At 40.3% G+C, this 25,262-nt stretch carries 23 protein-coding genes; 11 read left to right on the top strand and 12 right to left on the bottom strand.

Going from position 1 to position 25,262, the window contains the following annotated elements; all coding sequences use genetic code 11:
• Window positions 1-30: 30 nt before the first annotated feature.
• From DLJ48_RS07120 to DLJ48_RS07110, 3 genes are read right to left on the bottom strand one after another with little or no spacing between them, the layout of a single operon-like run.
• Window positions 31-309 (bottom strand): hypothetical protein, encoded by a 279-nt coding sequence (locus DLJ48_RS07120; RefSeq protein ID WP_128686784.1) that lies wholly within the window; start codon window positions 307-309, stop codon window positions 31-33.
• A 26-nt stretch (window positions 310-335) separates the two neighbouring features.
• Window positions 336-1,829 carry a Mur ligase family protein gene (locus DLJ48_RS07115; RefSeq protein ID WP_128686783.1) on the bottom strand — a complete coding sequence of 498 codons (1,494 nt, stop codon included), beginning with the start codon at window positions 1,827-1,829 and terminating at the stop codon, window positions 336-338.
• 53 nt (window positions 1,830-1,882) lie between these two features.
• A complete protein-coding gene (locus DLJ48_RS07110) occupies window positions 1,883-3,019 on the bottom strand; it encodes an AAA family ATPase (protein WP_128686782.1) in 1,137 nt (378 codons plus the stop codon).
• A gap of 56 nt (window positions 3,020-3,075) precedes the next feature.
• On the opposite strand from DLJ48_RS07110, the gene DLJ48_RS07105 reads away from it, so the two are divergent.
• The 8 genes from DLJ48_RS07105 to DLJ48_RS07070 all read left to right on the top strand — a co-directional run bounded on the left by DLJ48_RS07105 (window position 3,076) and on the right by DLJ48_RS07070 (window position 12,260).
• Window positions 3,076-4,257: an aminotransferase class I/II-fold pyridoxal phosphate-dependent enzyme gene (locus DLJ48_RS07105; protein ID WP_128686781.1), complete on the top strand. Its 1,182-nt coding sequence runs from the start codon at window positions 3,076-3,078 to the stop codon at window positions 4,255-4,257.
• Window positions 4,250-5,428, top strand: a complete 1,179-nt coding sequence (locus DLJ48_RS07100) for a pyridoxal phosphate-dependent aminotransferase (protein WP_128686780.1) — start codon at window positions 4,250-4,252, stop codon at window positions 5,426-5,428. The genes DLJ48_RS07105 and DLJ48_RS07100 overlap by 8 nt, the downstream gene beginning before the upstream one ends.
• Window positions 5,429-5,463: 35 nt before the next feature.
• On the top strand, window positions 5,464-6,039 hold the full coding sequence (locus tag DLJ48_RS07095) for a LemA family protein (protein ID WP_128686779.1): 576 nt from the start codon (window positions 5,464-5,466) through the stop codon (window positions 6,037-6,039).
• Window positions 6,032-8,023 (top strand): DUF2207 domain-containing protein, encoded by a 1,992-nt coding sequence (locus tag DLJ48_RS07090; protein ID WP_161566121.1) that lies wholly within the window; start codon window positions 6,032-6,034, stop codon window positions 8,021-8,023. The genes DLJ48_RS07095 and DLJ48_RS07090 overlap by 8 nt, the downstream gene beginning before the upstream one ends.
• A gap of 132 nt (window positions 8,024-8,155) precedes the next feature.
• The gene (gene gndA / locus DLJ48_RS07085) at window positions 8,156-9,589 is read left to right on the top strand and encodes an NADP-dependent phosphogluconate dehydrogenase (RefSeq protein ID WP_128686777.1); all 1,434 of its coding nucleotides are present in this window, start codon (window positions 8,156-8,158) and stop codon (window positions 9,587-9,589) included.
• 133 nt (window positions 9,590-9,722) lie between these two features.
• Complete coding sequence (locus tag DLJ48_RS07080; RefSeq protein ID WP_128686776.1) at window positions 9,723-10,469, top strand: ABC transporter ATP-binding protein; 747 nt, start codon at window positions 9,723-9,725, stop codon at window positions 10,467-10,469.
• The gene (locus DLJ48_RS07075) at window positions 10,466-11,587 is read left to right on the top strand and encodes an ABC transporter permease (protein WP_128686775.1); all 1,122 of its coding nucleotides are present in this window, start codon (window positions 10,466-10,468) and stop codon (window positions 11,585-11,587) included. The genes DLJ48_RS07080 and DLJ48_RS07075 overlap by 4 nt, the downstream gene beginning before the upstream one ends.
• Window position 11,588: 1 nt before the next feature.
• Window positions 11,589-12,260: a TetR/AcrR family transcriptional regulator gene (locus DLJ48_RS07070; RefSeq protein WP_128686774.1), complete on the top strand. Its 672-nt coding sequence runs from the start codon at window positions 11,589-11,591 to the stop codon at window positions 12,258-12,260.
• Here DLJ48_RS07070 and DLJ48_RS07065 read toward each other — a convergent pair.
• Together DLJ48_RS07065 and DLJ48_RS07060 are read right to left on the bottom strand one after the other, a co-directional pair.
• Window positions 12,235-13,380 (bottom strand): glycerate kinase family protein, encoded by a 1,146-nt coding sequence (locus DLJ48_RS07065; protein WP_128686773.1) that lies wholly within the window; start codon window positions 13,378-13,380, stop codon window positions 12,235-12,237. The genes DLJ48_RS07070 and DLJ48_RS07065 overlap by 26 nt on opposite strands.
• A 56-nt stretch (window positions 13,381-13,436) precedes the next feature.
• Window positions 13,437-14,408, bottom strand: a complete 972-nt coding sequence (locus DLJ48_RS07060; RefSeq protein WP_128686772.1) for a Gfo/Idh/MocA family protein — start codon at window positions 14,406-14,408, stop codon at window positions 13,437-13,439.
• Window positions 14,409-14,570: 162 nt separating this feature from the next.
• Between DLJ48_RS07060 and DLJ48_RS07055 the strand changes: the two genes are divergently transcribed.
• Together DLJ48_RS07055 and DLJ48_RS07050 are read left to right on the top strand one after the other, a co-directional pair.
• Window positions 14,571-15,035, top strand: a complete 465-nt coding sequence (locus DLJ48_RS07055) for a nucleoside 2-deoxyribosyltransferase (RefSeq protein WP_128686771.1) — start codon at window positions 14,571-14,573, stop codon at window positions 15,033-15,035.
• 159 nt (window positions 15,036-15,194) lie between these two features.
• Window positions 15,195-16,622, top strand: coding sequence for a nicotinate phosphoribosyltransferase (locus tag DLJ48_RS07050; protein WP_128686770.1), 1,428 nt, complete (start codon window positions 15,195-15,197; stop codon window positions 16,620-16,622).
• On the opposite strand, the gene DLJ48_RS07045 is transcribed toward DLJ48_RS07050, so the two are convergent.
• Window positions 16,616-18,907 carry an ATP-binding cassette domain-containing protein gene (locus tag DLJ48_RS07045; protein ID WP_128686769.1) on the bottom strand — a complete coding sequence of 764 codons (2,292 nt, stop codon included), beginning with the start codon at window positions 18,905-18,907 and terminating at the stop codon, window positions 16,616-16,618. The genes DLJ48_RS07050 and DLJ48_RS07045 overlap by 7 nt on opposite strands.
• A 220-nt stretch (window positions 18,908-19,127) precedes the next feature.
• Here DLJ48_RS07045 and DLJ48_RS07040 point away from each other — a divergent pair, with 220 nt between their 5' ends.
• Entirely contained in the window at window positions 19,128-19,610 is a 483-nt protein-coding gene (locus DLJ48_RS07040; RefSeq protein ID WP_128686768.1) for a glutathione peroxidase, read from the top strand.
• Between the two features lie 89 nt (window positions 19,611-19,699).
• Here DLJ48_RS07040 and DLJ48_RS07035 read toward each other — a convergent pair whose 3' ends face one another.
• From DLJ48_RS07035 to DLJ48_RS07010, 6 genes are all read right to left on the bottom strand, one after another.
• Window positions 19,700-20,572: an AEC family transporter gene (locus DLJ48_RS07035; protein ID WP_128686767.1), complete on the bottom strand. Its 873-nt coding sequence runs from the start codon at window positions 20,570-20,572 to the stop codon at window positions 19,700-19,702.
• Between the two features lie 173 nt (window positions 20,573-20,745).
• Window positions 20,746-21,468, bottom strand: a complete 723-nt coding sequence (gene lrgB / locus DLJ48_RS07030) for an antiholin-like protein LrgB (RefSeq protein WP_128687113.1) — start codon at window positions 21,466-21,468, stop codon at window positions 20,746-20,748.
• Between the two features lie 59 nt (window positions 21,469-21,527).
• Entirely contained in the window at window positions 21,528-21,992 is a 465-nt protein-coding gene (locus DLJ48_RS07025) for a CidA/LrgA family protein (RefSeq protein ID WP_128686766.1), read from the bottom strand.
• A gap of 172 nt (window positions 21,993-22,164) precedes the next feature.
• Window positions 22,165-22,893: a LytR/AlgR family response regulator transcription factor gene (locus DLJ48_RS07020; RefSeq protein WP_128686765.1), complete on the bottom strand. Its 729-nt coding sequence runs from the start codon at window positions 22,891-22,893 to the stop codon at window positions 22,165-22,167.
• Entirely contained in the window at window positions 22,890-24,629 is a 1,740-nt protein-coding gene (locus DLJ48_RS07015) for a sensor histidine kinase (RefSeq protein WP_128686764.1), read from the bottom strand. The genes DLJ48_RS07020 and DLJ48_RS07015 overlap by 4 nt, the downstream gene beginning before the upstream one ends.
• Before the next feature lie 115 nt (window positions 24,630-24,744).
• Window positions 24,745-25,218: a MarR family winged helix-turn-helix transcriptional regulator gene (locus tag DLJ48_RS07010; protein ID WP_128686763.1), complete on the bottom strand. Its 474-nt coding sequence runs from the start codon at window positions 25,216-25,218 to the stop codon at window positions 24,745-24,747.
• Between the last annotated feature and the right edge of the window lie 44 nt (window positions 25,219-25,262).

The raw sequence follows: 25,262 nt of genomic DNA, 5'->3' as shown, positions 1-25,262 counted from the left end.
CATTTGCGGTTTAACTATCTGAATTATCTATTATTTTTCCGTATCATCGTCATCAATTTTAGGCTTTGGACCGTGTTTGATGATTTCAACCGAATCCATTGGCACCACAGCCCGATGATTCATTTCAGTCACTGTAACTTGATCATCCTTTTGATTATCAATAATTTCAATCAAAAGAGAATGTTCATAGATTCGTTCAACTTGACCAGTGATCGGATGCTGCAAACCGCCATAAGGTTCGGCCAACAAAACATCACCAATTCTAAATTTTGAATTCTGTTCAGCTAATTCATTTGGTTTAAGTGGCATATTTTCTCCTTAACCGTGCTATTCTATCAGATTTTTTTAATTTCAGCTAAAAATTGCAGCGCAACTTTTTTATCGCCAAGATATGGCAGATCAATATGATTCGTTTTCTGAAAAGCATCTTCACCTTTGGCAGCCAAAACAAGCAAATCATCTTGACGAGCCATTTCAATTGCAGTCTGAATTGCTTTCACGCGATTCAGTTCCTCGTGCAGGATAACTTTTGGATTCGTGATCGCAGCTCGAATCTGATTATTGATCTTATGCGGGTCTTCAGTACCTGGATCATCAGTTGTCAGATAAACAAGATCGGCAAATTCACTGATAACTTTGCCAAACTGAGCTCGACGGTCCTCCCCCTTATCTCCCGGCGAACCTAAGACGAGAATAATTCGGCCTTGTTTATGCTGGGAACGTAGGAATTTCAGCAAAATTGTGATCGATTGGCCATTATGCGCATAATCAACAATAATCAAACCGTGAGATCGTGTTTTTATTTTGACCATACGGCCTGGAATCTGCAATTTTTCCAGAGCTTTTTTAGCTTGGACCGGTTCAAGATCAATTTCGCGAATCATAGCAATAGCAATAGTTGCATTGCAAATATTAAAATCTCCTGGAATATCCAAGGCAAATGTATCGGTTCGGTTTTTTTCGCTAACCGTAAACCTTGATTGATCCAAATTAGCCTGTTCAATGTGGAAGGTCACCTCGGCTGGCTGCTTTTGTGAAACGGAAATCGTTTTCGCACGAAAAGATCGTGCATGATCAATGAATTCTTGGCCATGATCATCATCAATATTAGACACAAAAACATCAGAATTTTCGGCCAGCATTTTTTTATGTGCAAGATAATCTTCAAAAGTCGGATGTTCATTAATGCCAATATGATCAGGGCTGATATTTAAAAACGCACCCACACGAAAATGAATACCAAAAACACGGTTTTTCAGATAAGATTGGGAACTAACTTCCATGACCAGATAGCGATTGCCATTATCGAGTGCTTTTCGCATATTGGCAAACAAGTCATAAGATTCCGGTGTCGTTAATTGGCTTTTAAACTCAATTCCTTGTCCCAAAACAGTATCGATCGTAGAAAACATCGCTGTACGATGATTTGTTAATTGGTCTAACATTGCGTGAACCATATAAGTCGCACTCGTCTTGCCTTTAGTACCTGTAATACCTAGAATCGTTAATTCTTTTTCCGGATGGCCAAAAAATGCCGCTGATAAGCTAGCCAAAGCAATTTGAGAATCCGAAACAAGCCATTGGGGTATATCCAAATCCAGCCTTTTCGTGGTCACGATAGCGGCAACTTTGTTTAATAAATTCTCAGTTAAAAAATTTTTTTTAAAAGCACCTTTGATGACAAAAAGCGTCTCATCGCTGACAACTTTCCGTGAATCAAACTGTAAATCAGCGAATTCTTTTTCTGGAACAAAATCAGGCGCCGATACTAAAATACCAGCCTGCTTTAATGATTCAAAAATTCGCTTGCTTGTCAATTGATTGTTCATACTGTTAAATATTGTAACGGTTTTATCAGTTGCAAGATAGCCAAAAAAAAGAGTTATTCATGATGCTCAATATCAAAGCTCGTATGTTCTTCAATGGCATCAAGTGCTTGCAGATAACGAGCGTAATAGCCGGCAGGATCATTGGGCTGATTTTTAGCATCAAGGATGACAAGCTTGTCAGAAAAACCATAAAAATCAATTAATCGTAACAGTTCCTTGTGATATGACTGAGAATCAATAGCCGCCCCTGTTTTGCGGATAATTTTTCTTTTCGGATCATTAAAAGGCGGGATAAGTAAAATCAGATCCATCTCTTCTGCTTTTATAGTTGTATTATACAAATGAGCTAATTGCAAACGTTCTTCTGGATTTAGCAGCAAATTAGAATAGGCTTGCAGACCAATAGCATCCCCGTTAAAAATTGCTAAACCATTATTGGCTGGTGAATTGATCTCAGCCGAATTCGCCTGATATTGGCCTTGAATGACATTTGAGTAATCCTTAATATCCATTTCAGAATCAGCAACGTTTGATTCTTCTTGATAAATCGTAGCAAAGTCTTCGGAAAACGGTGAATTAGCTGAGCGGGCCAAACGACGAATTAAAGTTGATTTCCCAGAATTAGAAGCACCCATAACCAGTACCTTTTGAACGAAATGGCGACGAAAGACACGGTTGATATAGTCCCAATATTTAAGTGGGTGTTTTCTAATTTTTGTTGCAGAAATATTTAAGATCGTGCGATCCATCAAGGAAACGGCATACTGCGGATCATGCCCCAAACGTTTTTCAATTTCTCGTTTATAATCCTCCTCACCTGTATAAAAAGTAATTCGTGCTTTTTTGTTGACAATATTTCGCTTGATCGTCACGATTAGTTTCTCTAGCCAGACGTCCCAGCCGTCAGGCATTTTTGGCATACCATCTTCATTCAAATAATCAACTTTTATTTGCCATTCATCAGCAAAGGCCTGCCGTAAATAACGAAATCGTTTTAATAATGGCAAACCGATCTGTTCGCCTCGATCACCTGTATAGCCTGATGTCACGACTAAAACGCCGTCATTCAAGGCAGCTGCTTTATAGATTTCCGCTTGGTGGCCGACATGCAGCGGCGCAAAAGTACCAAAAAAAACACCAATTTTGTCTCCTGAAAGATCTTCTTTTGTCAAATTTGCAACATATTTCATGCCGAATATTTTAACATCATCCTTATAATTCGGCCGGCCTTTCGTATAATAGTCACATGTCGAATTTTATACTTCCGTTAAATACTACCGTTGATAACTTAAAACGCGATCCAATTCTTGATTTTCAAGCTAATATCCGAGATATCGATGACTTGATCCAACTCACATTTGGCGAACCGGGATTTGCCGTTGATGATCGAATCAAAGCTGTTGCCAAAGTTTCAATTGATCATGACCGTAGTCACTACGCTAATTCACAAGGTGAAGTCAATTTACGTCGAGCAGCTGTTTCCTATTTTAATCGTCATTTCAATTTAAAATTCAAAGGAATTGAAGATGTTTTGGTCACACAAGGTGTGAGTGAAGGAATCAACGTCGTCTTTATGACAATTCTCGAGCATGGTGACGGCGTGATCATTCCAGAACCGAGCTATTCCCCATATACCACCAGTTTGACACTAGCCGGTGGTATTAAGATCCCACTCGATACTTCTAAAAATGACTTTAAAATCACACCTGAGTCAATTGAGAAAACCATTAGTGAAGCAAGCATCCCGGTCAAAGCTATTTTGATCAACTATCCAGCTAATCCAACCGGTGTTACCTATTCAAATGACGAATTGCAAGCCATCGCCGATACTCTCAAGAAACATAAAATTTGGGTTATTTCTGATGAAATATATGCTGCACTGACCTATTCTGGTCAACATACTTCGCTTTACAAACTGCTGCCGAAACAGTCTATTTTACTAACAGGATTATCCAAATCACATGCGATGACCGGTTATCGGATCGGTTTCATTTTTGCTGATAGCAAACTGATCGCAAAGATGTTAACAGTTCACGAAGCGCTGGCTTTTGCAGTCTCGACATTATGCCAGGATGCTGCTTTTGCTGCTTTAACAGTCGGTGAGGATGTGCCTGAATATGCTTTAAAAGCCTACCGTAAACGCCGAGATTTCCTTGTTAAAACATTGATTGAATTAGGTTTCCAACCCGTGAATCCCCAGGGTGCTTTTTATGTTTTCACAAAAATCCCGCAAAAATTTGGTAACGATGGCTATGCCTTTGCCGTTGATTTGGCTAAAAACGCTAAAGTTGCTGTATTGCCAGGCGAGGCTTTTAGTAAAACAACGCCAAATTATATCCGCATTTCATATGCCAGTTCCGACAATGATTTAAAGGAAGCTTTAAAACGAATGAAAAATTATCTCCAGAATGGGGTTAAATATGAGTAACTTAGTACACCCTTTGAGCAGCTTGGTAACTAGCATCCCACATGATCCAATGCTAGATTTCTTAGATAAGGTCGATCAAACAGATGACCTGATCGACCTTGGTTTCGGCGATCCAGATTTCGCTGTTGATTCATCAACTAAAAAAGCTTTTAAAGCATCGATCGATGCCGATCATTCCCATTACGCTGATGGTCAAGGAATCTCAGCGCTGCGGCAGGCTGCACAAACTTTCTATAATCACAAATATGCATGCGGTATCCAGACACCGGGGGACATTTTGGTCACAGTCGGTGCTGCCGAAGCAATCAATCTTGCTTTACTCAGTCTGGTCGAACCCGGACAAGGCGTGATGATTATTGAACCTGAATATTCACAATATTCGACTTCTTTGTGCTTGGCCGGAGCTGTTAAAATACCTGTTGATACTGCTGGAAGCAATTTTAAATTAACAGCAGATTTGATCAGATCCAGTTATGAAAAGGCTAAATCAAAACAAATTGATCCAATTGCGATTATTATCAATTACCCGAATAATCCAACTGGCAGGACGTACACGCAAGATGAGTTGGCAGCTTTAGTTCAGGTTTTTAAAGAATTAAAACTTTGGGTTCTTAGTGATGAAATTTATGCTGAACAAACTTTTATCGGCAGACACGTTTCGCTTTATCCGATGCTTCGTGATCAGACAGTTTTAATTACAGGCTTATCGAAGTCACATGCGATGACTGGTTATCGCCTTGGTTTTGCAATTGCCCATGGATCAGTGATGCAAGCCATGCGTAAGATCCAAGATACTTTAGTGACTTGCGTTGCGACCCCAATTCAGGAAGCTGCTGCTGCTGCACTCAACGATGATCCCGATGCTGGCTTAAAAACGCTGCCAGCTTATTTAAGACGTGTCACAAAAGTAACAAATGCACTAAAAAATCTTGGTTTTGACCTTTCATTGCCGCAAGGTGCTTTTTATGTGTGGGCCAAAATACCGGCTTCTTTCGGCAACGATGCCTTCGATTTCTGTTTGAGACTGGCTAAAACAGCTAGAGTTCAAATCTTCCCGGGATCGATTTTTTCTGAGACGTCAAAAAATTATGTCAGGATTTCTTGTGCTGGCAGCGATGCAAACCTTGATCTGGCATTACAAAGGATCAAGGCTTATTTGAAAAACAATTGACCAGCCATGTTAAAATGGTCTTAGTGGGGGTTTGTATGCCGATTTGGTTAATTATCGTCTTAATTTTAGTCATCCTGATTTTGATTTATACCGCGGTGACTTACAACGGCCTTGTTAAAGGTAAGAACAACGTTTTGGAAGCCAGCTCAGCGATTGACGTTCAATTAAAGCGTCGAAATGACTTGATCCCAAATTTAGTCGAAACAGTCAAGGGATATGCATCCCATGAAAAAGAAGTTTTGGAAAATATTACAAAAGCTCGTAATTTAAGTCAGACGACGCTTGATAATCATGCCGATCTCGGTGATAAGCTGGCTGCTTCTGATGGATTGACAAATGCATTGGGAAAATTAATTGCAGTTTCCGAAGCTTATCCCGATTTAAAGGCTAATGCAAACTTCAGTCAATTAATGGATCAACTAGCTGCTACTGAAGACAAAATTTCATATACACGGCAGCTGTTCAATTCCACTTCAGCTAATTTCAATACTAGTATTCAACAGTTTCCGGCTAACATCGTTGCTGGAGCTTTCAAGTTTACAGCTTTCGATCTGCTGAAAACCGACGAAAATGAAAAAACAGCACCAAAAGTCGATTTTACTCATGAATAAAAAAAGTTCGCAAAAAATTTTTTTCTTCATCCTGACCGTTTTTGCAACGGTTTTTTTGTCGTCGATTCTCTTTGATGCCGACGCACAAGCTGCAGATTATAACGTCAGCAGTTATCAATCAACGCTCAACATTCAAAAAAATCAAAACAGTGCAATTTTCAATCAAGATCTGACCTATCGTTTTCAAGGCGAGCACAATGGTATTTTCATCAATCAGTTAGCAAGCAAGGCAAATGAAAAAGGATTTAAAATCAGCTTATTAAAACTACAGGTTTACAATTCAGCCACTAAACAGTGGCAAGAATTATTTGCAAATAATGTTCAAAATTCATCGAATAACTACTGGACTCTGCAAAAATCGATCAATCAAAATCCTGTGAACGATCCTTTTTATGCTCAATTGATCGCCAATCCCAACCAAGCAGATAGTCAATCTCCAGCTAGCGGCTCTCTGCAGCTAAAGCTCTATGACCATGTACTGCCCGGCCAAAAAATCAAAGTACGTCTCAGTTGGCAGCTGATCAACCTCGTTTCGGCCAATACAAAAATAGATGAACTGAATTGGTTGCCAATTTCCAGCTGGAATTGTGATATTAATCATTTTTCGCTGAAAATAAACTTGCCAACAGCTGCCAAAACGTTAAAGGGCTGGGTCCACACGCAGGCCGGCGTCAATGGTAATATTACCCTCTCTGCCAAAACTGGTATGGTCGCGATCACTGCAGCGAAAATTCCCGCTAACAATAAATTAGAAGTTCATAGCTATTGGAATAAAGCGGTCACTAACTTCCCAGCGCTGCACAAAAATAACGATCGTGCAGCACAAATCGACAAGCAAGAAGCCGCGATCACCTTTCGTTCACATGTTAAAACGGGCGTCCTTCTGGTTATTTGCCTGATACTCGCACCACTGATGTTTCTTGTTGCAGCTATCAAGTTAATCAAAACAAATCACAAATTAAGAAAAGACTATAAACAAGCTAAACAACTTGCTGGCGTCGACAAAACAATTGTTCATGATTTTGAAATTCCAAACGACTTAGGACCCGCCGTTATCACCGCTCGTTTGGATCCAGAAAACTTTGACAAGACCGATCCGCAAAAAGGCAGGCTAGTCTCTGCAACCTTTATGGATCTAATCGCAAGAAAACAAATTACGATCGCTGACAACGCCGCAGTTAATAGTAAAAAAATTATGTTCAACTATGCCGCTAAGAATGACAAACAGCCGTCCTATGAGAGCACAATTTTAAAAACATTTTTCCCGAAGCAAACAGATAGTAGCTTTAATTCAGCTGATTTGAAAAATTCTGATTCAAAAATTAACCAGAGAATTCGTGCCAATTTGCCTACTTTCACAAGTCAGGTCAAACAAGCATCAGATCAGCAGTCGATCATTGATAAAAATAAAACACAAATTGCTGAAGGCAAGCTTAATTCAGCTCAGGCGATTTTTCTGTTACTAAGTATTGCGGGATTAGCCGCTATCATCATTGCCACTTTTGTTTCTCAAATCATGATCGGCTTTATTGCTGCCCTGATTTACCTGCTGCTGTCAATTGTGATTTATGTTATGTATTGTAAAGCTCCCACATTGTATTATACAAATGATGGTTTTCAAGAAAAATACCGCTGGGATGGTTTTAAAAAAATGCTCCATGACATCGGTCATTTTGACAGTAAACAAGTTTTGGATGTTAAAATTTGGGATCGAATTCTGGCTTATGCAGTGGTCTTTAACGAAGCGGAGCATGTAGCCAAATATTTGCGAGCAACGATCAGTGAAGACCAGATCAAGGCAAGCAGCATGCCGCTGTTGTTCAGTTATTATTACTATCCAATGTGGCAGATCAACGATAGTATTTCAGCAACTTCAATACCCACTCCTTCAAAATCGGGCAATTGGTCTGGTGGCGGTGGTGGTTTCTCCTCTGGTGGTGGCTTTTCCGGCGGGGGAGGTGGTGGTGGTGGCGGTGCTTTTTAACAAGTATCGCTAATGAAAGCAAATATTTTCATTGTTGGCCAACTGCTCAATTTTTTTGAGATATAATGAAAAGTGTAGTTGTGAAAAAGCTATCAAAACTCAGTTCACAATTCTTAAACTGAAAGGAAATTTATGACTCAAGCAGATTTTGGTGTTGTTGGAATGGCCGTTATGGGCCGCAACCTGGCGTTAAATGTTGAAAGCCGCGGATATACCGTAGCTATTTTTAATCGTTCACGTTCAAAAACGGACGATGTTATGGCAAAACATTCTGAAAAGAAGCTGATCCCTTCTTTTAAGATCGAAGACTTTGTTAAATCAATCGCAACACCACGTCGAATCATGTTAATGGTTCAGGCTGGTGCTGGTACCGATGCTGTTATTAACCAATTGATTCCACTATTGGATAAAGGCGATATTTTGATTGATGGTGGTAACACTTTCTTCAAAGACACGATCGCAAGAAATGCTCGTCTCGCAGATTCTGGTATCAACTTTATTGGTACTGGTGTTTCTGGTGGCGAACTTGGCGCTCTACAAGGCCCATCTTTGATGCCCGGCGGCCAAAAAGAAGCTTATGAACTTGTTCGTCCTATTTTCGAACAAATCGCTGCAAAAGCAGAGCAAGATGGCAAACCATGTGTGACATTCTGTGGCGAAAACGGTGCTGGCCACTATGTCAAGATGGTTCACAATGGTATCGAATATGGTGATGAAGAACTCATCGATGAAACTTATAACATTATGAGAAATGTGCTTGGAATTTCCGTTGATGAAATGGCCGACATTTTCAAAGAATGGAATAAAGGCGAACTTGATTCTTACTTGATTGAAATTACAGCCGATATCTTGACTCGTAAAGATGATTTGGGATCCGGCAAACCAATTGTTGACATGATCCTTGACCGTGGCAACAACAAAGGCACTGGCCGCTGGTCTTCTGGTGATGCACTCGAAGTACAAGTGCCTCAATCAGTTATTACCGAAGCCGTTTATGCACGTTATATTTCAATGATGAAAGAAGAACGTGTTGCTGCCTCCAAAGTTTTGAACGGCCCTTCTGAAAAAGTCGAACTTCCTGAAGACAAAAAAGCCTTGATCGAAAAAATTCGTCAAGCTCTTTACTTCTCTAAAATCATGTCTTATGCCCAAGGATTCGAACAATTGCGTTTCGCTGCTAAGCAATACGATTGGGATTTCGATTATGGCAAGTTAGCTCAGATCTGGCGCGCTGGATGTATCATTCGTGCTGGTTTCTTGCAAAACATCACCGATGCTTATGACAAGAAAGCTGATTTGACTAATTTATTAATGGACGACTACTTCAAAGATATTGCTAACAAATATCAAGATTCAGTTCGTGAAGTCGTTGCTTTAGCTGTTAAAGCCGGCGTACCGGTTCCTGCTCTGTCAGCTGCTGTTACCTACTTTGACTCTTATCGTGCCGAAGTGCTGCCTGCTAATTTGTTGCAAGCTCAGCGTGATTACTTCGGTGCTCATACTTACCAGCGTGTGGACAAACCTTTTGATCAGGCTTTCCATTATACTTGGTACGATGAAGCTTAAAAAACTATCTTATTTCGCTAAAAGAGCTGCCCATTGGCAGCTCTTTTTTTATCTAAATAGCTCCAAATATATGAATAATAGTTGAATATACAAATAAGTGAGTATATACTCACTCACTAGGGGAATTGATTTAATGGCAAATAAAACAGAAGCGATCGATATCAAACAACTAACCAAGACATTTGGAAAACAAATTGTTTTAAAAAATATTGATCTAAAACTGCACGCTGGTGAGATTCTCGGCCTACTAGGTCCGTCAGGATCTGGCAAAACAACTCTGATCAAAAGCATCATGGGTATGACGCAAATAGATTCAGGCACATTGACCGTTTTAGAAAAGCACATGCCCAATCGTGCTATTTTAGAAAAAATTGGTTACATGGCTCAATCTGATGCTTTATATAATAATTTAACTGGAAAAGAAAATCTTGAGTTCTTTGGACAGCTATTATCCATTTCACACGAACAATTGGCGAAAGCGATCGAACATGCAGCAGCAGTTGTTAATTTAACCGCTTCCTTAAACAAACGTGTTATCAATTATTCTGGCGGTATGAAACGTCGATTATCCTTGGCCATTGCCCTGCTTCAAGATCCTAGCTTATTGATTTTAGATGAACCAACTGTTGGCATCGATCCAGAATTAAGTCAACAAATTTGGCAAGAATTGAGAAAATTACGTAATGAGGACAAATCAATTATCATTACCACCCACGTGATGACTGATGCTGAAAAATGTGACTACTTAATGCTGATTCGCGATGGTCGCGTTATTAGCAAAGGAACTCCCGACGAATTAAAGCATGAGTTTAAAGTTAACAGCCTAGAGGAAGTCTTTCTAGCTGCTGGCAAAATACAAAAGAAAGGTCAATTATCATGAGAACGATCGCCATTATTAAACGTGTTTTGTTGGAAATGCTTCGGGACAAACGCACATTAGCACTCATGTTTTTCGCACCGCTTTTGATCTTAACTTTGATGTATTTTTTATTTGCAACGAATTCCACTAGTAAAGTACAGGTCGGTTTTAATCAACTTGATAGCCAAATGCTTGTTTTGCTAGATAATAAACACCTCGATCTGCATGAATATCCAGCAAATGTCCAAGCAAAAAAAGTGATTCACCAACATAAACTAGCAGCTTTTATCAGTGAGCATGACCATCAATTGACTATCAGTTATCAAAATAGCGATCCTTCACAAACTACTTTAGTCAAGCAGCTGATACAGGGAGCAGTCGCGAAACAAAGCTTGAAAGGATTAACAAAATTGACCAAAATCCAAGGACAAATCATCTCATCTGATCCTGCGATGGCCGCTATATTATCAAAAAAAAAGCCATCAACAATTCCAAAATATCAAATTGTAAACAAATATCTATACGGGAGCAGCGGTTCAACTTTTTTTGAAACATTTCTGCCGATCTTAATGGGTTTCTTCGTCTTTTTCTTCGTCTTTCTAATTTCCGGCATCTCCTTATTGACTGAGCGCACAACTGGTACCTTAAACCGCCTGTTGGCAACGCCTGTTAAACGTGGTGAGATCATCAGCGGTTATCTGATTGGTTATGGTATATTTGCAATCATTCAAACACTAATTATTGTGTTTTACGCAATTTATGTATTGAACGTGACGGTTTTGGGATCTATTTGGCTAGTTGTATTAGTCAACATCGTTGTCGCTTTGGTCGCACTATCAATGGGTATTTTCGTATCAACTTTTGCCAGCAGTGAATTTCAAATGATTCAGTTCATCCCAATCGTCGTGATCCCACAAGTCTTTTTCTCAGGTCTGATCCCAATCGATAATATGGCCGTCTGGCTGCAATGGGTCGCACACGTGATGCCGTTATATTACGCCGGGAATGCTTTGACTGGTGTGATCGAAAAAGACTACCAGTTTTCAGATATCAGCTTTGATCTAACCATTTTAGGACTGTTTGCACTAGTCTTTATTATTTTAAATATCCGCGGTATGCGCCGTTATCGGAGGGTTTAATATGATAAAAGAAGCTGATCTAAACGATTTATTTGGCCAAATGATTCATAAAATGGCTGATTTACCACCCAAACAGCAGCGAATCCTTGCAGCAAGTCTCAATTTGTTTGCCGAAAAAGGTTTCGATAAAACAACAACAGAAGATATTGCTAATGCAGCCCAGGTGGCTCAAGGAACTGTTTATCGACGTTTTAAAACAAAAGATGACCTGCTGGCAGCTGTTCTCACACCGATTTTAAAAGATGTCTTCCCACAAGCAATTTCACAATTCACTGGTCAGGCATTTGAAACGAAGTACACTAACTTGCATGATTTCTTGACAGCTATTGTGACTGATCGCATTCATTTTATTTATGAAAACCGACAAGTTCTGAAAATTGTCTGGTCACAAGCTTTGACTAATTCAGAAATGCTGGTTATTTTACGTGACCGTATTGGTCAAGCTATCTCAGAAATCGTTTTCCCGCAAATTAAAAAAATGCAAAAACAAAATCTGATAATTGGTTGGCCGGCGGATAAAATACTGACTTTTCTGGCCGGCACAATGTTCACTTTTCTAACTAAGCTGATCATCATGCCAGGACATCAAATTGATCTTGACTCTGAATCGGATTTTATGATTCGTTTTCTCGAAGAAGGGCTGGCGGCTAATGGCGATAACCATCTCGTTTGATCAAACGAGCAACATTTTCTGCTGTCTGTGTTAAATTATCAGCTCCTCGCTCAATTGCCTTTGGCAAAGTAACGACAGCCGGTAAAATGCCAAAAATCGCGTCAATCCCTAAATCATAAAGCTGATCAATACCAGCGCCGACATTACCAGCAAGTGCGATCACGGTAACATTGGGATCGACAGTTTTAGCAGCCTGAGCCGTTCCAATTGGTGTTTTGCCATATTGTGTCTGAAAATCAATTGCGCCTTCACCGGTAATTAAATACTCAGCATCTTGCGTGCGGGCTTTTAAATCAGTCATCTCAACCACAATTTCGATCCCTTTGGCCATACTAGCATTCGTAAAAGCTAATAAACCAGCTCCTAAGCCCCCTGCAGCGCCGGCACCAGGGTAATCTGCTAGAGATTTGCCTAAATCATGTTTGATCACATCTGCAAAATGCCTTAAATTAGCATCAAGTGTTTTGATCATAGCCGGCGTGGCGCCTTTTTGCGGTCCGAAAACAACAGCCGATCCTTTGGGACCGACTAGTGGATTAACAACGTCAGAAGCAATACGAATATGGCTTTTCAATAGTAAGGGATCAACTTGAGACATATCAATGTGAGCAAGCGACGCCAAACCGCCGCCACCGGACTTTATCGGCTGGCCATCAGCGTTTAAAAGACGGACACCAAGAGCTTCAGCCATCCCCTCGCCGCCATCAGTTGTAGCGCTACCGCCGATACCCAGAATGATTTCGTCAACGCCGCGATGAATGGCATCAAAAATCAGTTGACCTGTTCCATAAGTCGTCGCGGTCATAGGATCTGTTTGTTCACTCATGAATTGGATACCGCTAGCAGCGGCCATTTCGATCACAGCAGTATTGCGATTGCCAAGTAAGCCATAACGTGCATCAGTCGGACGTTTAAAAGGATCTAAAACGTCCATCGTCAAAAATTGCCCATGCGTGGCGTCAACTAACGATTGGACAGTCCCCTCGCCACCATCAGCCATCGGAATTAAGACATAATCAGCATCTGGGAAAACGCGCAGCAAGCCTTCGTGAATAGCATTTGCAGCCTGGCGAGCAGTTAAGCTGCCTTTAAATGAATCCGGTGCAATAACAAATTTCATATTTACCTCAAATTATCTGGGCCATTTCCGGATCTGTAAATTCCTTAAGCAATGCGTTAGTTTTCAAATGGATAACGATAATCCCACTGCTGACGCGCTTGCGTCATAATTGCCATTACATCGCTGGTCTTAATTAAACTATTATTTGTTTTGCCTTCGATCATCTGCGTCATGTCAGTTATCTCATATTTCATCGCATCGTCGGACTCTCCAGCACTGATCAGCTGGCCGCTGCCATCAAAAGCCGTAAATGTTGCCTGACTGGCACGTGGATATTCTAAAACGGTAAAATAGCCTTTTTCATACGCAACGATACCCATTTTTGGCATTTTGGCCCGAAAAGTAAGTGAAATTGTGGCAAATTCATCTTTGTCCGTGCGTAGACTAAGTGTTGAACTTTCATCAACGCCGCTGCTAAAACGGTGCATACTCGTGCCGGTCAATTGCGGACGGCCCTGCAAAAATTCGCGGACAAAAGCCAAAGCATAAACACCAATATCAAGCAGAGCGCCGCCAGCTAGATTCGGATCAAAGAAACGATTTGTCGGATCAGCTTCTTTATAGCTGCCAAAGCTGGCCTGGACCATTTTTAGTCTGCCTAGCTGATGTTCGTCAGCAAACTCATGCAGTTTCGTATATAGCGGCATATGATAAATCGTCATCGCCTCAGCTAAAACCAGTTGCTGCTGCTGAGCTAATTTTTTTGCTTCCATTAACTGAGCACTGGTCATTGTGATCGCTTTTTCACTTAAAACATGTTTACCTGCTAAAAGTGCTGGTAAAATCGTGTCAATATGAAAATTATGCGGTGTTGCGACATAGACAATATCGACTTTCGGATCAACGAGCAGATCTGTTAAGTTATCGTATGCTTTTTCAGCAGAAAATTGTTTGGCAAACTGTTTTGCTTTGTCCAAAGAACGCGAGCAAACGGCATATAATTCCTGATCGTTATTGGCAAAATTTGCCGCAAATCTGTGTGCGATCCCACCTAGACCAACGATGGCCCAACGATAACTTTTAGTCATAATACAGCCTCCTAAAACCCTATAATGCTGTTAGTTTAACAAAATAGTATGACGTTAAAATTACCGAATAAACAGATCTTTTCAAGCGCAAAATTATTTGATAAAGAATTCAACGTTGTATAATTAGTGCTGCTACTTTGAAATGAAAGGCTGATTTATCATATGAACAAAGTTTATTTTGCCTGTTCTTGGTTTAGCGATAGTCAAACTGCTTACATGAAACAAGGCATCAGTTTGATCGAACAAAACAAGACAGTTGACTGGCAGCACTCTTTTTATCCGCTCGATCATCAATATAAAGGACTTGCTATCCCTGATCATCCCGAACTGCTGGAGGATACAGAATGGCAATTAGCCACCTTTAACGGCGATGTAAACGGCATTAACACAAGTGATCTGATCGCCGCCATGTATTTGCCTGATCAGCCTGATGAAGGGATCGCTTGGGAACTTGGTTATGCTTACGCGATTCACAAACCAACCCTGTTAATCGTACCGAGCGGTGTTAAACAAGCCGTGAATTTAATGCCGGCCATGGGTGCAACAAAAGTTATCACGATCGATGACTTGAAAAATTTTGATTTCGATCAAATTGTTTATGCACCTTACAAGGGTCAAGTTTATTAAAAAAGATCATGCTTAATTGCATGTTTTTTTTGAAAAGAATTCAATTGACAGCCCAATAATTGAGATACTATACTTGTTGCGTAAGAAGCCGTTTTATAGATCGACATTTCTTGTGAATTGATCGGCTTATCAAAATTCCGTATTGAAAGAAGCTTAAAAATGAATCTATCCATGATCACCGATCTTTACGAATTGTCCATGGCAAACGGCTATCAGCAAGTCCTGCCAAAAGAAGTTGGCGTTTTCGACATTTTTTTTCGTCGCGTTCCTGATAATGGCAGCTTTGTTGTCACGGCCGGTCTAGCCCAGGCGATTGAAGTCATTTCTGATTTTCACTTCAGCCAAGAAGATCTCGCATATCTGCAAAGTCTAAAGCTCTTTACGGATGATTTTTTGACTTTCCTAGAAAACTTTCATTTTTCTGGTGATCTTTCAGCTATTCCTGAAGGAACACCAGTCTTTCCACGTGAACCGCTGTTAACGATCAGCGGTCCTTTAATTCAAACCCAGTTGTTTGAAACGATTTTACTGAATATTATTAATCATCAATCGCTGATCGCCACCAAAGCGCGGCGTATCTGCTATGCCGCTCAAGGCCGACCGATCATGGAATTTGGTGCTCGGCGCGCCCAAGGACCATCGGCAGCCACCCTTGGTGCACGAGCTGCAGTCATCGGTGGTTGTGCCAGTACCTCTAATTTACTGACAGCTGAAAAGTTTGGTATTGCTTCAGCTGGTACAATGGCGCACAGCTGGATCGAAGCCTTTCCTGATGAATTAACGGCCTTTGAAAAATGGGCCGAATTATATCCTGACAATTCAGCTTTACTTGTTGATACCTATGACGTGATCAATTCCGGTGTACCCAACGCAATCAAAGTCTTTAAAGAATTGGTAGCAAAAGGCCACCAGCCAGTCGGTATTAGAATTGATTCCGGTGATATTTCACACTTGGCCAAATTAGCTAGAAAGCAATTGGATGATGCTGGTTTCCCCAATGCCAAGATCACAGCTTCTAATGCGCTGAATGAAGCTACGATTCAATCTTTGCTATTAAACCAAAAAGCACCAATTGATAATTTTGGTGTTGGCGAGGACCTTATTACAAGCGCTAGCGACCCTGTTTTAAGCGGCGTTTATAAGCTTGTAGCTGTGAAACATCTCGGTCAAACAGTTGCCAAAATTAAAATTAGCGACAGCCGTGAAAAAGTCACCTTGCCAGGAATCAAAAGTTTATATCGCTTGTACAATAAAAACAGCCATCAAGCATTTGCCGATGTAATCGCCCTAAAAAATGAACAATTAACAACTGAAATGCTGGTTCGATCCGCCGATCCACTTGATACGAAACAAAAAATCACCTTATCCAATTTCGATTCAATGCCCTTGCAAACAGATATTTTCATCAATGGCAAAGTCGTTTATACCTCGCCATCAGTCATGGCGATCCAAAAACAGTCTCAAGCAGCGGTACAGGAATTGCCGGAAGAAACACTAAGATTAACTAATCCGAATAAATATCCTGTTTACATTACTGAGAAATTAGCACGATTACAAGAAAAATTATTAAACAAGCAAGCTCATTGAGGGATCGCAAGTGCCTTTTTTAGAGCTTGACCTGTCACAGAATCTGCACAATCAATGATTCCTGCTGGCAGACCACTGTAGAGAATCCGGCCACCAAACATACCCGCACCAGGACCAACGTCGATCAAATAATCAGCTTGACTAATGACTGCCTGGTTATGTTCAATGACGATAACACCATTACCCGCATCAACTAGCTGATTGATCAACTTGATCTGTTTGAAAATATCCTGCATGTGCAAACCACTAGTCGGCTCATCAAGCAGGAAAATAGTTCCCTTCTGATTCAGCTGGGAAGCGAGTTTGATGCGCTGCAATTCACCACCCGAAAGTGTTGTGAGTGTTTGATTCAATTTCAAATAACTTAAGCCAACCCGTTGCAGGCTAGTTAGCTGCTCGACCAGCTTGCTATCAACAATAGGACCAGCTGAAAAGAATTTTGCAGCCTGATCAACGGAAAAAGAAAGCACATCGGCAATATTTCGGCCTTCGTAATTGTATGCTAAGGCTTTTTTGCTATAGCGTTCTCCCTGACAAGACTCGCAAAACTGCACGACAGGATCCATAAAAGCCATGTTCGTGATCGTGACACCCTTGCCTTTGCATACAGGGCAGGCACCTAGACCGTTATAACTAAAAAGACTTGAACTGACTTGATTCGTTTTAGCAAAAAGACTGCGGATACGATCTAAAATACCTAAATACGTGGCCGGCGTTGAGCGCAAATTTGTGCCGATGTCTTTTTGAGCTAAATCTATATAAGGTTCCGTCAAAACCTTTTTCAATTCCTGGAGGATCGAGCTCTTCCCTGATCCGGCAACACCAGTCAAAACGGTCAAGAGATCCAAAGGAATTTTCACATGAATTTTTTTTAAATTATGCATATGAAGATTTGTGAGTTCAATCATTTTGCTGCTTTTTCGAATTTTATCTTTAAAAGTGAGCCTCCGTCTGAGCCAGCGGCCTGTTAAACTTTTAGAATGACTCAATTCTTTAAAGCTGCCTTGAAAAGTGATCTGGCCGCCATTAGCACCTGCGACCGGCCCCAATTCGATCGCATAATCGGCAAAAGCCATCATCAAAGGATTATGTTCAACGATCAAAATCGTATTTCCTTTATCTCGTAATCTCGATAAACCCTTTTTAAGAAGAGCAATATCATGGGGATGCAGACCAACACTGGGCTCATCGAGAATATAAACCATATCTGATAAAGAACTATTCAAAAATTTCGCAATTTTAATGCGCTGAGCTTCACCGCCAGATAAGCTGTTCGTGCCACGCGATAACGATAGATAGCCCAGACCAATATCAACCATTGAATGAATTTTAGTGCGTAATTCACGAATCAAATCAGTTGTTAAAGGATCGAAAATCTTAGCTAAAAAAACATCTAGATCATTTAGGTTCAGTGCACAAAGATCTGCGATATTTTTTCCGGCAATGTGGTTGCTCAAAACGATCGCATTGAGTCTTGAACCATGGCAAAAAGGACATTCACGATGACTGACAAATTTTGCTATTTCCGCCTGATGGTGTTCCGCTTCCTTTTTGTGTAAGATCGAGCGCTTGATTCTCGGTATCAAACCCTCATAGAGAGCTGTTTTCGGAAACTTTGGACCAGGATTCTTCAACTGCTGCTGAGGTGCATACATCAAAAGCTGCCAGGCTTTATCGGTATAATCCTTAATTGCTTTATCATTATCAAATAAGCCAGAATTCACATATCGACGCCAGCGCCATGTATTTAATCCAAAGCTGACAAACTTGATCGCGCCTTGATTTAACGATTGCTTTTTATCTATCAACAAGTTTTCATTAATATCATCAACATAGCCGAGTCCTTGACAGTGTGGGCACATACCTTTGGGCATATTAAAAGAAAAACTATCGGAATAGCCGATAAATGGCTGACCGATTCTGGAAAACAGCAAGCGCAATAACGAGTAGGCCCCCGTATAAGTACCAACTGTTGAGCGAGCGTTTTCACCAATTTTTCTTTGCTCGATCACAATGGCAACCGGTAAATGGTTGATTTGGTCTACATGCGGCTGACCATATTTAGGCAAATACTGTTGTGTAAAACTGGCAAAAGTCTCATTTAATTCTCGTCGCGACATGGCTGCGATCGTGTCGAAAACTAAAGACGATTTACCGGCACCTGATAATCCAACAAAAACAGTTGTTTGATATTTAGGAATTTTCACTGTTAAATTTTTTAAATTATTTTCTCGTGCACCTTTTACCTCGATAAAGCCATCAGCAAAAACATTTTTTTCAGTCATTAAACGACTAACTCCTTTAACTCATTTAAAAAAATCACAAACTTAATTTCCTCGCTCCTCACTATAGCTCATTGCAAAACTAAAGATTGTGAAATTAAACTATCCAAAGGCGTAAAATGGTCCATAAGGAATGACGCAAGCCAAGAGAGATCAGCACGCGTTTTTCTGATGCTTGTTTGAGATAATTAATTTCATTTTTTAATTGGATGGAGGCAAAACGATGTCAATTTATGATTACGAAGTTACGTTAGAAAATGGTGAAAGCTACAAGTTGGACAAATACAAGGGTCAAGTCGCTGTGATCGTCAATACAGCCACAAAGTGCGGTTTTGCACCTCAATTTGAAGAATTAGAAGCTATTTATAAACAGTTTAAAGATTCTGGTTTGATCGTACTTGGTTTTCCTTCAAACCAGTTCAAACAGGAAGTTGATTCCAGTCATGCCGCTGCCGAAGCTTGCCGAATGACTTATGGCGTGACCTTCCCCATGCATGAAATCAAAGATGTTAACGGCAAAGATCAGCTGCCATTGTTTGGCTATTTAAAAGATAATGCTCCCGGAGTCGTTGGCAATTCGATCAAATGGAACTTCACAAAGTTTCTTGTTAACCAAAACGGTGAAGTGATCAAACGCTACGCGCCTAAAACAGATCCCAAAACCATGATTCCAGATATTGAAGAATTATTGGCCTTGCAAAAATAAAAAGGGCTTCCGATTGGAAAATCGGGCTTTTTTTATTTCCCCCTCAGAGGTCTTAAAACATTGCCGCTGTTATGATAATGGCAACGTTATCAAACAAATAAACTAAGATAAGCGACCAATGGAATTGTCAGCATACTAAACACGGTTGAGCTGACAACATACTCAGAAGCTCGTTCCCCTTGACCAGCATATAATTCTGCCATCGCTGTATTGATCGCACCGGCAGGCATGGCTGCAGCAATCACCATCACACCTAAAATGACTTTATTTTGAATACCTAATTTAAGAAGAGGCACCAAAATAGTCGGCAACAGCACGAGCCTCGTGAAACAAAATTGATAAATATCAAGTCGCCGAAAAACTTTTTTTATATCAGTACCAGCAAATAAAGCGCCTGTGATCAGCATTGACAAAGGCGCTGTCATATTGCCTAAAGATGTCAGCGCTTGTCCAACTGGTCCAGCCAAACTTATCTTTGCAAAAAATAGCATAAAGCCTAAAAAAGAAGCGAAAATTGCCGGTGTCAATAATAATTTGCGCCACTCAAACTGGGTTTGACCAGAGTATAATTTCAGACCAAACGTAAAGAGAAAAAGATTTGAAAAGGCATTATATGTGACAAGCGTGATCAGACCCGTTTTCCCATAGATCGCCCCAATAATCGGAATACCAATAAATAGAATATTGGAAAAGGTACAGCAGCCGATCCAAATTGATTTGAGTGATCCTTGGACGTGAAAAATATGCGGCACTAGCAGAGAAACGACTAAAGTCAAAATCATAAAAAGGAGACTAACAATTGCTGACTGACCAATGATGCTAACGATGCGCCAGTTGAAAGGTATTTGGCAGCTCATTAAAATTGTTGCCGGCAAGGCTGCTTTAGTCAAGACGTTTGACAGCCCTCCGGTCTGGTCTTCTCTGAGAGAATGGCATTTAACAAGCAAAAAACCAGTCAACATAAAAATAATTAATTCAATACTTTCCTTAAATAAAACAATAATCAACCAAATCACACTTTCAAAGAGCTTTCAAATTCAATTTTATATTAAATCAAACGGCTCTAGGAAATGACAAAATAAAAACAGTCTCAGATGATTCAAAAAGAGACTGTTTTTAAAAGATTTCTTATTTTTTACATAAATAAATTGGCAAAAGTTGGCACGACCAGATCAGCTACAACACCAATGATAACCACTGCAATCGCAGCCATTGATCCTTGAGCTGAGCCCAGTTGCAACGCATAAGCGGAACCGACCGTATGACCGGCCGTACCCAACCCAAGTCCTGTACCAATTGGATCGGAATTCAAATGGAAGAATCTCACGAGCCAGCCGCCTAAAGCGAAAATGATAACAGCGTTCAAGATACATGCCATTGCTGTAATCGCCGAATTGCCGCCGATCGCTGTCGATAAAGGCAATGCGATCGCAGTAGTTGCTTCTTGCGGCAGCATTGAAGCGACACCTACTTTGTTCAGACCAAATAATTTCGACACACCTAAGATGACAAACAAGGAAACAAATAAACCGATCACGAGCGAAAGCAAAATTTCTAACCAGAATTTCTTGACGATATCATTGCGTTTGTACAAAGGTACGGCAAAAGCGATCGTCGCTGGATTTAAGAACCAGAAAATAATATTGCCGCCCGGCTGATAAGCTGTCGTGTAAAAATTGGCTGTTGTTGTGCCAACCATCTTGGCCAGCAGCATGAGAATCAGCACTCCTAGTACCATACCAACAAATAAAGGCTGAAAGAGAAAAAACCCTTTTGTCTTCTTGAAAAGCCATTGGCCTAACAAATAAACTGCAACTGATAAAAAGATACCAAAGAATGGTGTGACAAAATAGGCCATTGGTGCTTTAAAAACAGTTGTCGTTGCAGCTAAAATTGGAATTAACATCTGCATCCCCCCTATTGATTTTCCTTGCTGACTTCTGTATCACCATGAAACCAGTGAACACGAATCCACATGAACAAACGTGTGGTGTAAGCAACAACAACCAGCAAAATAACAGTTGACAAAACAATGACAACGATCAGCGGCCAGCCTTCTGTTTTTAAAAGATCCAGTGTGCCCGCCAGTTGGATGCCGGAAGGAACAAACATAAAACCGATCAAGCTGATCATTAAGCTGCCGAAACTATCGACCCATTCAATCTTGACCACGTGAAAAGTCAGCAATGCATACAAAATGACTAAGCCAATAACCGGCGTTGGCATTGGAAATTTCGGAAATGTTAAAGCCATCCATTCAGAAATTAGCCAAGAAACAAATAAAACAGCTGAATAGATCCCCATTTGAACCAAAATCGGTGCTGATTTTGTTTTCGCTTCAACCACTTTAAGCTTAGATGCCGTCTGTTTATTTTCAATCATAAGAATTAGCCTCCCACTTTTTAACCAATCGATTAAAGTTTGTGACAAATTTATTATATTAGAGCAAACAGCAAAAAAGCCGTTATCAGCGCCAAAAGCACAGATATCGACTTGAAATACCTTGAGAGATCGCTAAAATACCCACATTTTTATTGCCATCAGCAAGAAACAGTTACATCATCAAAACTTGTTTAACATGCTTAATAAAAGATCGGCTGACTGGTACCTCTTGACCAGTAATGAGTTTCAATTGATAGGTATGATTAAACCATGGCTCGATTTGGCTGATCGCATTAATGCTGACGAGGATACTACGATGAATTTGAAGGAAATTATTTGAGTTTAAACGATTGATCAGCCAGCCCAGCGTTTGATGAGTTTCATAGCGGCCAGTCATCGTAACTAGTGTCAATGTATTATTGTCGACGCTAGCCATCACTAAATCAGACTGTTTGATGACAGTTGTCTTGTCTTCGTTGGTAATTGAAAGCAGCGATGATACCGTTTTAGCATTATCTGGTATTTTTTTTGTCTGCAAAGCGATCATAGCTATTTGAGCTTTTTCTAAGGCCTGATCGATACGCATTTGTTCAAATGGCTTTAAAATGTAATCAATCGCATCAATGTCAAAAGCCTTCACAGCAAAGCTGTCAAAAGCAGTTGCAAAAATAATTAAAGGCGGCTGGGCCAATTTTTTTAATTCGTCAGCCAGTTCAAAACCATTTTCGTCATTTAAAGAAATATCAATAAATATCACATCAATTTTTCCCTTTAACAGCTTACTAATGGCTGTCGCAATCGAATCAGCTTGATCGACCGCATCAACCAGCAAATTTTGCTTCAATAGATAACTTAATTCATCACGTGCCAAAGGCTCATCATCTACGACTAAAATATTCATGCCTTGTCCAGCTTTCTCGGAATTAGTATACCAACGCTAGTACCGCCGCTGCTGCTATTGATCTGTAGTGCGGCAGAAGCACCATAAAGCCCAATTAAGCGACGATTTAAATTTTCTAAAGCCGTGCCGCTGCCGTGTTCGGAATTCACGACTTCATGACCTAATTTTGGCAATAATTCAGTCGGGATTCCTAAACCGTTGTCGCTCACAATAATATGCAATAAATGATCGCTTTCACTAACACTGACCGTCACACGATTGCCCAATTTGCGACCAGCGAAAGCATGACGAATTGCATTTTCTACTAAAACTTGAATTGTAAAAGGCGGTAATAACACAGAATCACGGCTGTGGATCAAGAACTGAACATCATACTTATTTGGAAAACGAGTCTGTTCCAATGAAAGATAGGCTTGAACGTGCATTTCTTCTTGCTTTAATGTGATTTCTGTTTCACGTACACCTTGCAAATTAGTGCGAAAATAGGTGCTTAACTGCAGCAAAAGATCATGGGCCTTGCGAGTATCCGTTCGCATCAAAGCTGAGATCGTGTTGATCGCATTGAAAAAGAAATGGGGATTCACTTGTGCTTGCAAGGACTTTATTTCGGCATCACGAACTAATTTAGACTGTTCTTCGGCCATTCCTAATGCTAACTGGCTGGAAAAGATCGAAGCCAAACCAGTTGCCAACTGTTCCTCAACAAAAGTTAATTTCGAAGAATCAGTAAAATACATTTTCAAAGTGCCAGCAACCTTTTTGTCAACAACTAATGGAATCACAATGGCGGCCGCTAAAGGACATCCAGGCACCGGACAGCCAATCATCTCCTTGGAATGAGCAACTTCCATGTGACCAGAAGCAAGGACTCTTTTTGATAGGTCAGTGACCACATGGCGTTGCGGCACGTGATGATCAGACCCAGGACCAACATGAGCTAAAACATTCCGTGAATCAGTAATACCGATCGCATCAAAATTCGTATAATGTTGAATCACCGTTGCTGCTTTTTGGGCTGAAGTCTCAGTCAGCCCAGAACTAAAATAGGGCAATGTTTTATTGGCTAATTCTAAAATATCGTGTGTTTGGACAGCTTTTAGCTGGTCCTCCTGATGAATGTAGGCTGTGATGATAGACATAAAGACCCAAGTACCAAAACTGTTTAAAATCATCATTGGAAAGAAAATCAAACGTACCAGCTGAAATCCCGTGTAGCTAAAAAGCAAAATAAACATCATCTGAATAAATTCCATGCCCAAACCAGTCAAAGCCGTTACAGATGCCGAAGGATAGGAACGACGCTTGGCATAATAACGGCCAATCATACCAGAGATCCAACCGATTATGATCGAACTTGCAATATAAAAAATATCCGACCCATTGCCTTGAATCACTCGATGAACACCAGCGATCAGTCCGACAACGCTGCCAACGATCGGGCCGCCAACCAAGCCAGAGACTGTGATCACCAAAGTCCGTGTATTGGCGATTGAATCACTTGGCAGCAGACCAGTCAAAAAGGTCGTTGAAACAAGATTATTATTTTTCGTAATTTCAACACCTGTAAAATTCGACAATAGCGCAAAAAACGCAAAAATAACAATTAAAATCAATTTGGCACTGATTTGCTCGCGTTTGGGTAACAATTTTCGAAAAAAAGGAACATTAACCAGCAGAAAAGCCAAAATCAGAATCGTTCCGACCCGCTGCATTAACAAAAGAAATAAAGTGATCACACACGCCAACTTTCTGCCAGTAACAATGATTATCTATTAATTTACATGATCTATTATAATAAATCAGGCTTTTATTGTGACAAGCACAGATTTCAAAGAAGCAGTTGAAAGGCAATTATGATTTGCTATTCTCCTGAGCCAAATGCTTCAATAATTGCTGGTTTTCTAGCAGCTTTTCAGAAAATTCAGCCAGCATCTTTTCTGTTAGCGAGCTATAGACTGTTAAAATTTCATCGTTAAGCTTTTTTTCGTAAAGTTTGTGATTCCGTTGGGCAACTTGCCCCATTTCAGTCAGGTTAACAGCAACTTCATTTTCCGAATTAGCAGCAAATTGTTTAGTAACCAAACCTTTTTGAACAAGCTTTTTGACCATTTTGGATACAGCTCCTTTAGTGATACCAAGGGACTCGGACAGTTTGTTTAAATTACTGTCTGGATATTCAGCAACAGCCGCAATCATATTAAGTTCTGAAGAATGAAGCTTTGCTTTAGTTCCATAATTATCAGTTTGTTTTATCAAGCCATCATACAGCGCAGCCGTCTTTTGCAAATTATCAAATAAATCCAGAATGAGTTCATTTTTAGTCATTTTATTCCTCGTAAACAGTTTAGTTCGTCAACAAATAATAGCTT

It is taken from the genome of Oenococcus sicerae, from assembly GCF_004102045.2.
Lineage (GTDB): Bacteria > Bacillota > Bacilli > Lactobacillales > Lactobacillaceae > Oenococcus > Oenococcus sicerae.
Note: the sequence above shows the minus strand (reverse complement) of the source record. Positions and strands in the feature narration are given on the sequence as shown.